This is a genomic window from Oceanimonas pelagia, from assembly GCF_030849025.1.
Classification (GTDB): Bacteria; Pseudomonadota; Gammaproteobacteria; order Enterobacterales; family Aeromonadaceae; genus Oceanimonas; species Oceanimonas pelagia.
Genome location: NZ_CP118224.1, coordinates 1,516,745 through 1,528,202, shown reverse-complemented (window position 1 = coordinate 1,528,202; position 11,458 = coordinate 1,516,745). Strand labels below are relative to the sequence as shown.

The following is an 11,458-nucleotide window of genomic DNA, read 5'->3' as shown; positions in this document are numbered from 1 at the left end:
CAGCCGGCCGATGTCGTTATAATGGCGCCATCCCCTGAACCAGATTTCATATCGATGAACGAACCCGAATTTGCCCGCCTGCAGCAGTCGCTGCAACGCGGTTTTTTGCTTAAGCCCAGGGCGGTTTTCCAGGAAGGCTGGGAGCGTATCCAGGGCGCCAAACTGACCCTGTTGCTGGCGGCCATTGGCGTGGCCGGCAGCTGGCTGGTGCTCAACCAGTTGCTGCTGGCCGTGACCGGCGACGGTGAAAGCGGCGACTGGAACGCCAGCCTGCTGGGGTTGCTGATTTCCATGATCATGGCGCCCATGAGCGGCGGTCTGGACATGATGGGCATTCACCGGGCGGTGAGCCGGCCCATTCGCCCCAGCCAGATCTTTGACTACTTTCGCTATGTGCTGCCGCTGGCGGTGGCGAGTCTGATCATGGGCTTTATGACCAGCCTGTTTCTGCCCCTGGGGATGTCCATCGGCTTGCCGGCGGCTTTGTCGATGTTGCCCACCCTGGTGGTGAGCGTGGCGCTGATGTTTGTGTTTCCGCTGATCCTGGAAAAAGGCCTGAGCCCGTTTCAGGCCATTTTGATTTCGCTCAGGCTGTTCGCCCGCCAGTGGCTGAACCTGATTGCCATTCACCTGCTGCTGGCCCTGCTGTTCATGGCCGCCGTGCTGACCTTTGGCATTGGTCTGATCTGGGTCGCGCCGCTGTACATGGTGGTCAAGGGCATTATTTACCGGGAGGCCTGCGGCGTGGATGGCTCGGACAACAGCACGTCGGTTGCACCTTCCTCTTCACCTTCAGGAGATCATTTCGAGGCATGAAATCATCACTGCTTGGCATTACCCTGGCCCTGCTGGCCGCGTCGGCCCACGCCGCTCCCCTCAACCTGGGCTACAGCGGCTTTTACAAACACCTCGACACCGTGGCCGATGCCGGGGTGGAGCACGCCACCCTGGGCTTTTACCTGAGTCGCAACGACGGCAGCGGCTGGTGCGCCGTTCATTCCGGCACCGTGGAGGTGGCGGGGGAAACCCGCGCTGAGGTGACCGTGTTGCCCCACGGCGAATTCGTGCTGCCCTTTGACAAGCAGCTGGATCTGGACAAGGCGGTGGTGCGGCTGGAGGTGGACCGGCCGGAGCGCTGCGAAATTTCCATTCAGATCCAGAGCCTGCTGCCCGCCGGCGAGACGAATGCCACCGAGCTGCGCGGGATTCGTGATGAAATGAAAGCCCTGCTCGAGGAAATGGCCGGCTGGCCGGGCCGCTATTTTGTGCCGGACATCAAGGGGGTACAGCTGCAGCCGCTGAATACGGAAGACTCGATTCAGGGCCTGCCCAAACTGGCGCTCGATGATGCGGCCCTGGCCGGAAGCGGAAACTGGCCACTGCCCGCCACCCGGGTCACGCCCTGGTTATAACTCATTAAAAGGGCGCCGAGGCGGCTTCGTAATGTTTTCTCTGCACACAGTGGTAACCATTGTCATCTCTGTGCAGGCGGAGAAATATGAAAGGCGCCTAAGCGCCTTTTTTATTACTTCACTTCAATGACCTGCAGTCGTTCGCCGAGCTCGGGGGCGTCGTCGTCATCCTGCTCGAAGCGGGGGGCAAAGTCGGGCTTGTCAAAGCCGATGTCACCACCGTCGATCACGCCGGAGTCGCGGTTGACCGATTTGAAGTCAAACAGCTGGTGATCCAGCAGGTGCGAGGGCACCAGGTTCTGCACCGAGCGGAACATGCTTTCAATGCGGCCGGGAAAACGCTTGTCCCAGTCCTGCAGCATGGACTTGATGGCCTGGCGCTGCAGGTTTTCCTGAGAGCCGCACAGGTTGCAGGGAATGATGGGAAATTCCCGGGCCTCGGCGTAGCGCACCAGATCCTTTTCCTTGCAGTAGGCCAGCGGCCGGATCACCACGTGCCTGCCGTCGTCACTCACCAGCTTGGGCGGCATCGACTTCATGGTGCCGCCGTAGAACATGTTGAGCAACAGGGTTTCGAGAATGTCGTCGCGATGATGCCCCAGGGCGATTTTGGTGGCGCCCAGCTCGGTGGCGGTGCGGTACAGAATGCCCCGGCGCAGTCGCGAGCAGAGCGAGCAGGTGGTTTTGCCCTCGGGGATCTTGTCTTTCACGATGGAGTAGGTGTCTTCCTCGACGATTTTGTACTCCACGCCCAGGCCGTCAAGGTAGGCGGGCAGCACGTGCTCGGGAAAGCCGGGCTGCTTCTGATCCAGATTGACCGCGACTATCTCGAAGCGAATGGGGGCGTGGGCCTGCAGGTTACGCAGAATATCGAGCATGGCGTAGCTGTCCTTGCCGCCCGACAGGCACACCATGACCCTGTCACCGTCTTCGATCATGTTGAAGTCGGCGATGGCCTCACCCACGTTGCGGCGCAGCCGCTTTTGCAGCTTGTTGAAGTTGTAGACTTGCTTGGCGGTTTGAACAGACATGATGCCCCCGGCGAAAAAACTGGGGGCTATTATAGTGACTGGCGCCTCAAGGGCAAGGCGCCAACGGGCTCAGACGTCGGGGCGCAGTACCAGCACGTCGCAGTGCAGCTTGTCGATCACGTGCTCGGCGGTGTTGCCGAGCAGCGCCGCCGACAGGCCGGTGCGGCCCACCGAGCCCAGGATCACCAGGCTGGCGTCGATGGCGTCGGCGCACTGGGGGATCACTTCTTCCGCCAGGCCTTCATGCAGGTGCAGACTTTCCGACTCCAGGTTAAAACGCACCGCATATTCGTACAGCGCCCGTTCGTGGTGCTTTTTCACCGCGGCATTGTAGGCGTGGGGATCGAAGTCGGGCAGCTCCAGCGCCATGTTCACCGGGGTAATGGGATAGGCGTTGACCAGATGCAGGGTGGCCGACAACAACCGCGCCACCTCGGCGCTTTCGGTGATGATTTTTTCGTTCAGCGCCTCCTGGGCCTCGTCGTCGCTGCAACAGTTGACCGCCGCCAGCACGGTGCCGCCCATGGGCCAGTCCCGCTCCTTCACCAGCAGCACCGGGCAGGGGCACTTGCGCAACAGGTGCCAGTCGGTGGGGGTAAAGATAAACGACTGGATCATGGCGTGCTTGTGGGTACTTTTCACCACCAGATCGTGTTGCTGCTCCTGCACCTGCTGGTTGATGGCTTCGAACGGCCGGCTGTGCCACACCACCTTGAGCTGAAAGTCGATGTTGCTGTCGGCGTAGGGCTCGAGCAGGGTTTTCAGCCATTCTTCCCGGCCCTGCAGCACGCCCTCGCGCATTTCATCCCGCTCTTCACTGGAGAGCATGGAGGTCATTTCGTAAGAGAAGTCGTAAATGGCCAGAAACAGGGTGATGCGGGCGTTTTCCTGCAGTGCCGCCACCGACACCGCCCGGTGCAGCGCCGGCTGGCTGTCGGCGACCGGATCGATCACCACCAGAATATGTCGATACTTGATCATAAGCACCTCCTTGTGGCGCCGCTTATTCCGCCTCGTGGGCGCCGGCCAGGGTGGCCAGCTCGGGCAGGTTGAGAATGCGAATGTACTTGCCGTCCACCGCGATAAGATCGTTTTTCTGAAACCGGCCCAGCAACCGGCTCACGGTTTCCACCGTCAGCCCCAGGTAGTTGCCGATATCGCCCCGGGTCATGCTCAGGCGAAATTCCCGCGGTGAGAATCCGCGCTTGGAAAAACGGCTGGACAGACCATACAAAAAGGCGGCCAGCCGTTCTTCGGCGGTCTTTTTGGACAGCAGCAGTATCATTTGCTGGTCGTCGTTGATCTCGTGGCTCATCAGCCGCATGATCTGCTGGCGAAGCCGGGGCATCTTGCCCGACAGCTCGTCCAGCACCTCGTAGGGTATTTCGCACACCATGGCGGTTTCCAGTGCCTGGGCGAAGGAGGGGTGGCTGCCGGTGCCGATGGCGTCGAAGCCGACCAGATCGCCGGCCAGGTGAAAAGCGGTGATTTGCTCATCGCCCTGCTCGGTAATGGTGTAGGACTTGACCGTTCCGGCGCGAATGGCATAGAGCGACTTCAGCTCTTCACCCGCCTTGAACAGCTCCTGGCCTTTCTGAATCGGCTTTTTACGCTCGATGATGTTGTCCAGCTCGTCCAGCTCATCGGAGTTGAGACCGAGCGGAATGCACAGCTGGCTGATGCTGCAATCCTGGCAGTGTATGGCGCGACCTGTGGCTGGCTTGCCGGTTTTGATTATTTTTCCCATGTGCTCCGTCGCCTGATTGATACTCAACCTGAATCATAGCATCAAAGAAAAGTGGTTAATAGCTTAGGAAAGCAACAGCACGGCCTGATAAAGGCTGAATAAACCGTAAAAAATCAACAAGATGCCGGAAAAGCGGCGGAATCCGGGGTGGTTCAGCCAGTGCCGCAGCGCGCCCGCCAGCCCCCCCAGGGCCAGCAGGGTGGGCAGGGTGCCGAGGCCGAACAGCGCCATCACCAGGGCGCCCTGACTCGCACCGCCGGAGACGGCACTCCAGGTGAGGGCCGAATACACCAGGCCGCAGGGCAGCCAGCCCCAGATCATGCCGAAGGGCAGCGCCGCCAGCGGGTGGCGAAAGGGCACAAAACGCCCGGCCAGGGGCTTGATGTGGCGCCACAAGCCATGGCCGAGCCGCTCCAGCGCCAGCAGGCCGTTCCACCAGCGCGCCAGGTATAGCCCCAGCAGCACCATCATGAGGCCGGCCAGCCCCCGCAGCCACAACAGTCCCTGCTTGCCCAGGCTGATGTCGGCCAGGCCGGCAAACACGCCGCCCACCAGGGCGCCGGCCAGGGCATAGCTGGCGATGCGCCCGGTGTTGTAACTGAGCAGATAGAGCCAGTGCCAGCGCCGCTGGGTTTGAGGAATGGCCATGGAAAAGGCCGCCGCCACGCCGCCGCACATGGCAATGCAGTGACCGGCGCCGAGCAGGCCGATCAGCAGGGCAGCCACCGGGTCAAGCTGACTGGTCATGGTCGTCCTTGTGCTGGGCCCGGCGGTGGGCGTCCTGGTCGTCGTCAAACAGAATGTTGTTACCGTGACGATCGAGATCCTCGAACTGGTTGCTCTTTACCGACCACAGAAACACGGCAATCACCACCACCAGCAAAATCAGGGCGATGGGCAGGATCAGGTACCAGATGGTGTCACCATTCATAAGCGGGATAACCTCAGGGAGTTGGACATCACAATCAGCGAGCTGGCCGACATGCCGATCATGGCGAACCAGGGCGACACCTGGCCCATGGCCGCCAGTGGCAGCACCACCAGGTTGTAACCCAGCGCCCAGCTGAAGTTCTGCTTGATCACCCGCCGGGCGGCGGCGGCAATGCGCCGGGCGGTGAGCAGGCGCTGCAGGCTGTCGCCGAGCAAAATGGCGTCGGCGCTGTTCTTGGCGATGTCGGTGCCGCCGGCCATGGCAAAGGACACATGGGCACCGGCCAGCACCGGTGCGTCGTTGATACCGTCCCCCACCATCAGGCAGATCTCGCCCTGTTCGGCGCGCTCGCGCAGATAGGCGAGCTTGTCGTCGGGGGTGGCATTTTTGCGCAGCTCGCTCACGCCCAGGGTGGCGGCCACCCGGTCGGCCTGGCCGGAGCCGTCGCCGGTGAGAATGGTGGTTTTCAGGCCCTGCTCATGGCAGCGGCGCACCAGCTCATGGGCTTCCTCGCGCAACGGATCCGCCAGCGCAAAGCGGGCCTGCAGCCCCTGCTCACCGGCCAGGTACACACACAGCTCACTGTCTTCGGCAGCGGGGTTGAGCCAGGCGGCACTGCCCAGACGCCATTCCTGGCCATCGATAAGCCCGCTCACGCCCCGGCCCACGTGGTTCTGCCGCCGTGCCACCTGAAGGGCGGTGCTGGCATGGGGCGCAAAGGCCCGGGCGATGGGGTGCTCGGAGCCCGCTTCAAGAGCCGCGGCCATGGCCAGCAGTTGATCTTCCGAAAGGGCGCCGAGAGTGGTTACCTCGGCCAGCGCCACCTTGCCCTGGGTCAGGGTACCGGTCTTGTCGAACACCATGCGGGTGGCCTTGGGCAGGGTGTCGAGCACATGGGCCCGGCGCACCAGCACGCCGCTTTGGGTCAGGCGCGAGGTGGCCACGGTCAGCGCCGTGGGTGTGGCCAGCGACAGGGCACAGGGGCAGGTGGCCACCAGCACCGACAGCATGACCCAGAAGGCGCGGTCGGCATCGAGCTGCAGCCAGACCAGCCAGGTGCCCAGGGTGGCCAGCAGCAGCGCCGCCACAAAGTAGCGCGACAATTGATCCGCCAGCACCGCCACCCGGGGTTTGTCGAGCAGGGCATCATCCTGGGCCCGCAGAATTTCCGACACCCGGGCGTCGGCCAGGCTGCGGCTCACACGAATGCGCAGGGGCGATTCCACGTTGGTGGTGCCGGCAAACACCGGCTCATTGGGCCCGCGCGATACCGGCAGGTGCTCGCCGGTGAGCATGGACTCGTCAATGCTGGTGTGGCCTTCGATAATATCGCCGTCGGCGGGGATCACCGCGCCGGGAGAGACCCGCACCACCTGGCCCGGCATCAGGGTGCGGGCGGCCACTTCCTGCTCATCCTGGCCGCTTTCCAGCCGGGCCAGCATGGGAATGTGGTGAGTGAGGTTGGCGGTGCTTTCCGAGGCCTTGCGCTTGGCGCGCATTTCCAGAAAACGGCCGGTCAGCAGCAGAAAGGCGAACATGGACACGCACTCGTAATACACCTCGCCACTGGCGGTGACGGTGGCGTACACCGAGGCCACAAAAGCGAACAGCATGGCCAGCGACACCGGCAAGTCCATGTTCAGGGCACGGTGTTTCAGGCCGCGCCAGGCATTGCGGTAAAAGGGCAGGGCGGAGTAGCCCATCACCGGCACCGACAGCCACAGGCTGACCCAGCGAAACAGCTGCACCAGGCCGGCGTCGATGTCGGGGAACAAATCTTCGTACAGGGCAAAGCCCACCATCATCACCTGCATGCTGGCGATGCCGGCCACGCCCATGCGCAGCAGGTAGGACTTCACTTCCCGGTTGTAATCCTGCTCCTGCTGGTGGGGCAGAAAGGGACGGGCCTGATAGCCAATGTGGGCAAAGGCGGCGAGCAGGGTGCTGAGCCGGGTTTCACGGTCGTCCCAGCGCAGCCGGGCCCGCTCGGTGGTGGTGTTCACCTGGATGAGGGTGACCCCCGGCACCTGGGACAGGTGGCGCTCAATCAGCCAGGCGCAGGCGGCGCAGGTCAGGCCGCCGATGGACAGCTGCACCTCGCGGATATGATCCCGTGCCAGCACGAAGTCCTGCTGAATTTCGTCCAGATCGTAGTGCTGCAGGCGGCGCAGCTCGTCGGGCAACGCCTCGGCCCTGGGCGCATTGCCGGTGCGGTGCTGATAATAGCTGCCCAGACCGCAGTCGATGATGGTTTCGGCCACCGCCTGGCAACCGGGGCAGCAGAACCGGCGAGACTCGCCCTCCAGCTCGGCGCTGAAGGCGGCATCGGCCGGCAGTGGCTCGCCGCAATGAAAACAGCCGGTCATGGTCAGCTACCGGCGCGGATCACGAGCCGGTCGGCAATGGGCAGATAAATGCGCTGCTGAATCCGCCAGCGCTGGTCAAAGGCTTCCAGTTGCAGGTTCCACTGGCCCTTGAGCAGCTCGTGCTCGGGGCGGAACCGGTAGATACCGTTGGCATCGCTGGTGAGCAGGGTGCGTACATCCTGCTCGGCCAGGGTGGGGTGGCTGAGCAGCAGGTGAATGGCCTCGCCCTGCTTGTGCGCGCCCTGCATTTCAAGGGTGAGCAGGCCGTCGGTAAAGCGCAGCTCGGCCACCAGCCCCAGGCGCTCGGCTTCCTTCAGCTCGCTCAGATCCTGGTTGATGGCGCGGCCTTTCTTGTAGTAGTCATCCACCACCATGGTATCGGCATGGGTGCTTGCCAGGTGCAGGGTATAGAGGCTGGCCACCACCACGCACAGGGGCAGGGTGATCAGAAACCAGGGCCAGAATTGCTGATACCAGGGACGTTGCATAACAAGAATTCCTACTGCGAAAAAGGTCGGACGCTAATATAACAAAAAAGCCCCGCGAGCGGGGCTTTCAATACAAGCCCGAAGGGCTCGGTTAGTTGCTGTTCAGGCTGTAGATGTAAGACGCCAGCAGGTGCACCTTGTCTTCGCCCAGAATGTCTTTCCAGGCGGGCATGACACCGGCGCGGCCGTGACGGATGGAGTCTTCCACCGCGGCGCGGGAGCCGCCATACAGCCAGATGCCGTCGGTCAGGTTGGGTGCGCCCATGGCGGTGTTGCCCTTGCCGTCCATACCGTGACAGGCGGCACACATGGCGAAGCGGGCCTGACCCTTCTGGGCTTCTACCGGATCCACCTTGCGGCCGGACAGGCTCAGCACATAGGAAGCCACTTCCTGCACGCCTTCTTCACCCAGGCTGTCGCCCCAGGCGGGCATGGCGCCCTTGCGGCCGTGCATGATGGTGGCCTTGATGGCGTCAGGCGAGCCGCCATACAGCCAGTCGGCGTCGGCGAGGTTGGGGAAACCGCGGGCACCACGGGCGTCGGAGCCGTGACACTGGGCACAGTTCTGCAGGAACAGACGCTGGCCCACCTTGGTGGCTTCCTCGTCCTGGGCAATGTCGGCAATGGCGCGGTAGGTCTGACCATCGGCCTCATAGGCCAGTTCGCGGAACTTGGCACCGAACACCTCGTCGGCCTTCACCATTTCACGCTCATACTGCACCAGGCGACCCTCTTCACGGGCGGCGGCAGAGGCGGCGCGGGACTCTTCCAGGGAGCGTACGTCCTGGTTGGAGCTTTCCCAGCCCAGCACACCCTTGAAGTTGCCCAGTCCCGGATACAGCACCAGATAGATCAGGGAAAAGATGATCATGAACACGAACATGTAGCTCCACCACTTGGGCAGCGGATTGTTCAGCTCGGAGATGCCGTCAAAGGTATGCCCGGTGGGCGCGCCTTCTTCCATTCCCATCTTGTCTTTGGTGCACCAGATCAGCAGGAACAGGCAGCCGAAAATGGTGCCCAGGCTGATCACGGTTACAAAAATGCTCAAAAAAGTATTCATTCTTTATTAGCTCCTGCGCGATCCTGCTCAGTACCCCGGCGCTGATTCTGCCGTTCGTCTTCATCAAAGATGGAGTTGGCGGCATCATCAAACTTGCCCTTTCTGCGTTTGCTGTAGGCCCACCACACTATGCCTACGAACAACACCAGCAAGGCCAGGGTCTGAAAGCTTATCAGCATCGGCTTGAGGGCTTCCAAGGTACTGAAATCCATATCGACTCCGGTTATTTAAGGGCGTGTCCCAAGGATTGCAGATAGGCGATGACGGCATCCATTTCGGTCTTGCCCTTCACGGCTGCCTCGGCACCTTCAATGTCGGCGTCGGTGTAGGGTACGCCGAAGTGATCCCGGAAAACGCGCAGTTTTTCGGCGGTGTTGGCACCGTCCAGCACGTTGGTTTCCAGCCAGGGGAACGCCGGCATGTTGGACTCGGGCACCACGTCACGCGGGTTGATCAGGTGCACACGGTGCCACTCGTCGGAGTAGCGGCCACCCACCCGGGCCAGATCCGGACCGGTACGCTTGGAGCCCCACAGGAAGGGGTGTTCCCACACGCTTTCACCGGCCACGGAGTAGTGACCGTAGCGCTCGGTTTCGGCACGGAACGGACGGATCATCTGGCTGTGACACACGGAGCAGCCTTCACGGATGTAAATATCACGACCTTCCATTTCCAGCGCGGTGTAGGGGCGCAGGCCCTCAACCGGCTCGTTGGTCTGCTGCTGGAAAAACAGCGGCACGATTTCTACCAGACCACCGAAACTGATGGCAACAACGGTCAGAATTGCCAACCAGGTGACATTCTTTTCGACCAGTTCATGACGGTTTTTCATTCACGAGTCTCCTTAGGCCGGTTGGGGGATAGCTTGCAGGGAGCCTTTCGGCGCCTTGATGGTGCGGTACACGTTGTACAGCATCAGCAGCATACCGGCGACGAAGAAGCAACCGCCCAGGAAACGCACGAAGTAGAACGGGTAGGAAGCCTGCAGACCTTCAACAAAGCTGTAGGTCAGGGTGCCGTCCTCGTTGACCGCACGCCACATCAGGCCCTGCATTACACCGCTGATCCACATGGACACGATGTACAGCACGGTACCGATGGTGGCCAGCCAGAAGTGGGTGTTGATCAGACCCAGGCTGTACATGCGACTCTGGCCGAACAGGTTCGGAACCAGGTGATATACGGAGCCGATAGACACCATGGCAACCCAGCCCAGGGCGCCGGAGTGCACGTGACCCACGGTCCAGTCGGTGTAGTGGGACAGGGCGTTCACGGTCTTGATCGCCATCATGGGGCCTTCAAAGGTGGACATGCCGTAGAACGACAGGGACACGATCAGGAAGCGCAGAATGGGGTCGTAACGCAGTTTGTGCCAGGCGCCGGACAGGGTCATGATGCCGTTGATCATGCCGCCCCAGGACGGTACGAACAGGATCAGGGACATCACCATGCCCAGAGACTGGGCCCAGTCGGGCAGGGCGGTGTAGTGCAGGTGGTGCGGGCCGGCCCAGATATACAGGGTGATCAGCGCCCAGAAGTGCACGATGGACAGACGATAGGAGTAAACCGGACGACCGGCCTGCTTGGGTACGAAGTAGTACATCATGCCGAGGAAACCGGCGGTCAGCAGGAAGCCCACGGCGTTGTGACCATACCACCACTGGATCATGGCGTCGGCGGCACCGGAGTACATGGAGTAGGACTTCAGGCCCGCTACCGGAATGGCCATGCTGTTAACAATGTGCAGCACGGCGACGGTCAGGATGAAACCACCGTAGAACCAGTTCGCCACATAAATGTGGGAGGTGGTGCGCTTGTACAGGGTACCGAAGAAGACGATGGCGTACGCCACCCAGACCACGGCAATGGCGATGTCGATCGGCCACTCCAGCTCGGCGTATTCCTTGCTGGTGGTGTAGCCCAGGGGCAGGGTGATCACTGCCGAAACAATGATGGCCTGCCAGCCCCAGAACACGAAGGAGGCCAGGGGGCCACCAAACAGCCGGGTGTTACAGGTGCGCTGAACCACGTAGAAGGACGTGGCCATCAGGGCGCTGACACCAAATGCAAAGATAACCGCATTGGTGTGCAACGGACGCAGGCGGCTGTAGGTCAGCCAGGGTGTTTCGAAGTTGAGGGCAGGCCAGATAAGCTGTGCTGCGATCAGCACACCCAACGACATACCTACAACGCCCCAGATTACGGTCATCACCGTAAACTGACGAACTACTGTGTAGTTGTAGTTTGGTTGATTATTAGTTTGACTCATCGTTATAGTTCCGCTTCCACTGCTGTTATTCAGATCTTGTGTTCACGCTAAGTGCTCACGTCGGAAGGATAAAATTACCGGTTTCTAGCTAGGGCCTTCAGCGCCCGCCCGGCTTCGTTAACCCTTTGTTAACAAAGCAAAGGGGCCCGGA

The 11,458-nt window shown here is 61.6% G+C and carries 13 protein-coding genes; 2 read left to right on the top strand and 11 right to left on the bottom strand.

Annotated features, from left to right (window positions below; genetic code table 11):
- Window positions 1-54 precede the first annotated feature (54 nt).
- Together PU634_RS07250 and PU634_RS07245 are read left to right on the top strand one after the other, a co-directional pair.
- Complete coding sequence (locus tag PU634_RS07250) at window positions 55-816, top strand: hypothetical protein (protein WP_306763388.1); 762 nt, start codon at window positions 55-57, stop codon at window positions 814-816.
- Entirely contained in the window at window positions 813-1,412 is a 600-nt protein-coding gene (locus tag PU634_RS07245; protein ID WP_306763387.1) for a DUF2987 domain-containing protein, read from the top strand. The genes PU634_RS07250 and PU634_RS07245 overlap by 4 nt, the downstream gene beginning before the upstream one ends.
- Window positions 1,413-1,525: 113 nt before the next feature.
- Here PU634_RS07245 and ttcA read toward each other — a convergent pair whose 3' ends face one another.
- The 11 genes from ttcA to ccoN form a co-directional block, all read right to left on the bottom strand.
- Window positions 1,526-2,443: a tRNA 2-thiocytidine(32) synthetase TtcA gene (ttcA, locus tag PU634_RS07240; protein ID WP_306763386.1), complete on the bottom strand. Its 918-nt coding sequence runs from the start codon at window positions 2,441-2,443 to the stop codon at window positions 1,526-1,528.
- 69 nt (window positions 2,444-2,512) lie between these two features.
- Window positions 2,513-3,424 carry a universal stress protein UspE gene (uspE, locus tag PU634_RS07235; protein ID WP_306763385.1) on the bottom strand — a complete coding sequence of 304 codons (912 nt, stop codon included), beginning with the start codon at window positions 3,422-3,424 and terminating at the stop codon, window positions 2,513-2,515.
- A 22-nt stretch (window positions 3,425-3,446) separates the two neighbouring features.
- Window positions 3,447-4,190 (bottom strand): fumarate/nitrate reduction transcriptional regulator Fnr, encoded by a 744-nt coding sequence (fnr, locus tag PU634_RS07230; protein ID WP_306763384.1) that lies wholly within the window; start codon window positions 4,188-4,190, stop codon window positions 3,447-3,449.
- Window positions 4,191-4,253: 63 nt separating this feature from the next.
- Complete coding sequence (locus tag PU634_RS07225) at window positions 4,254-4,937, bottom strand: sulfite exporter TauE/SafE family protein (protein WP_306763383.1); 684 nt, start codon at window positions 4,935-4,937, stop codon at window positions 4,254-4,256.
- Complete coding sequence (gene ccoS, locus PU634_RS07220; RefSeq protein WP_306763382.1) at window positions 4,921-5,121, bottom strand: cbb3-type cytochrome oxidase assembly protein CcoS; 201 nt, start codon at window positions 5,119-5,121, stop codon at window positions 4,921-4,923. The genes PU634_RS07225 and ccoS overlap by 17 nt, the downstream gene beginning before the upstream one ends.
- A complete protein-coding gene (locus tag PU634_RS07215) occupies window positions 5,118-7,487 on the bottom strand; it encodes a heavy metal translocating P-type ATPase (protein WP_306763381.1) in 2,370 nt (789 codons plus the stop codon). The genes ccoS and PU634_RS07215 overlap by 4 nt, the downstream gene beginning before the upstream one ends.
- Window positions 7,488-7,489: 2 nt before the next feature.
- Window positions 7,490-7,975, bottom strand: a complete 486-nt coding sequence (locus PU634_RS07210; RefSeq protein ID WP_306763380.1) for a FixH family protein — start codon at window positions 7,973-7,975, stop codon at window positions 7,490-7,492.
- 91 nt (window positions 7,976-8,066) lie between these two features.
- A complete protein-coding gene (ccoP, locus tag PU634_RS07205) occupies window positions 8,067-9,038 on the bottom strand; it encodes a cytochrome-c oxidase, cbb3-type subunit III (protein ID WP_306763379.1) in 972 nt (323 codons plus the stop codon).
- The gene (locus PU634_RS07200) at window positions 9,035-9,250 is read right to left on the bottom strand and encodes a cbb3-type cytochrome oxidase subunit 3 (RefSeq protein ID WP_306763378.1); all 216 of its coding nucleotides are present in this window, start codon (window positions 9,248-9,250) and stop codon (window positions 9,035-9,037) included. Before PU634_RS07200 ends, ccoP begins: the two co-directional genes overlap by 4 nt.
- An 11-nt stretch (window positions 9,251-9,261) precedes the next feature.
- Window positions 9,262-9,870 (bottom strand): cytochrome-c oxidase, cbb3-type subunit II, encoded by a 609-nt coding sequence (gene ccoO, locus PU634_RS07195; protein WP_306763377.1) that lies wholly within the window; start codon window positions 9,868-9,870, stop codon window positions 9,262-9,264.
- 12 nt (window positions 9,871-9,882) lie between these two features.
- Window positions 9,883-11,307, bottom strand: a complete 1,425-nt coding sequence (gene ccoN, locus PU634_RS07190) for a cytochrome-c oxidase, cbb3-type subunit I (protein ID WP_306763376.1) — start codon at window positions 11,305-11,307, stop codon at window positions 9,883-9,885.
- Between the last annotated feature and the right edge of the window lie 151 nt (window positions 11,308-11,458).

Coding starts and splice junctions, on each gene's coding strand:
- ccoP (WP_306763379.1), bottom strand. CDS start 9,038: ATGAATACTTTTTTGAGCATTTTTGTAACCGTGATCAGCCTGGGCACC.
- PU634_RS07200 (WP_306763378.1), bottom strand. CDS start 9,250: ATGGATTTCAGTACCTTGGAAGCCCTCAAGCCGATGCTGATAAGCTTT.
- PU634_RS07225 (WP_306763383.1), bottom strand. CDS start 4,937: ATGACCAGTCAGCTTGACCCGGTGGCTGCCCTGCTGATCGGCCTGCTC.
- PU634_RS07245 (WP_306763387.1), top strand. CDS start 813: ATGAAATCATCACTGCTTGGCATTACCCTGGCCCTGCTGGCCGCGTCG.
- PU634_RS07250 (WP_306763388.1), top strand. CDS start 55: ATGAACGAACCCGAATTTGCCCGCCTGCAGCAGTCGCTGCAACGCGGT.
- fnr (WP_306763384.1), bottom strand. CDS start 4,190: ATGGGAAAAATAATCAAAACCGGCAAGCCAGCCACAGGTCGCGCCATA.
- PU634_RS07215 (WP_306763381.1), bottom strand. CDS start 7,487: ATGACCGGCTGTTTTCATTGCGGCGAGCCACTGCCGGCCGATGCCGCC.
- ttcA (WP_306763386.1), bottom strand. CDS start 2,443: ATGTCTGTTCAAACCGCCAAGCAAGTCTACAACTTCAACAAGCTGCAA.
- ccoS (WP_306763382.1), bottom strand. CDS start 5,121: ATGAATGGTGACACCATCTGGTACCTGATCCTGCCCATCGCCCTGATT.
- ccoO (WP_306763377.1), bottom strand. CDS start 9,870: ATGAAAAACCGTCATGAACTGGTCGAAAAGAATGTCACCTGGTTGGCA.
- PU634_RS07210 (WP_306763380.1), bottom strand. CDS start 7,975: ATGCAACGTCCCTGGTATCAGCAATTCTGGCCCTGGTTTCTGATCACC.
- ccoN (WP_306763376.1), bottom strand. CDS start 11,307: ATGAGTCAAACTAATAATCAACCAAACTACAACTACACAGTAGTTCGT.
- uspE (WP_306763385.1), bottom strand. CDS start 3,424: ATGATCAAGTATCGACATATTCTGGTGGTGATCGATCCGGTCGCCGAC.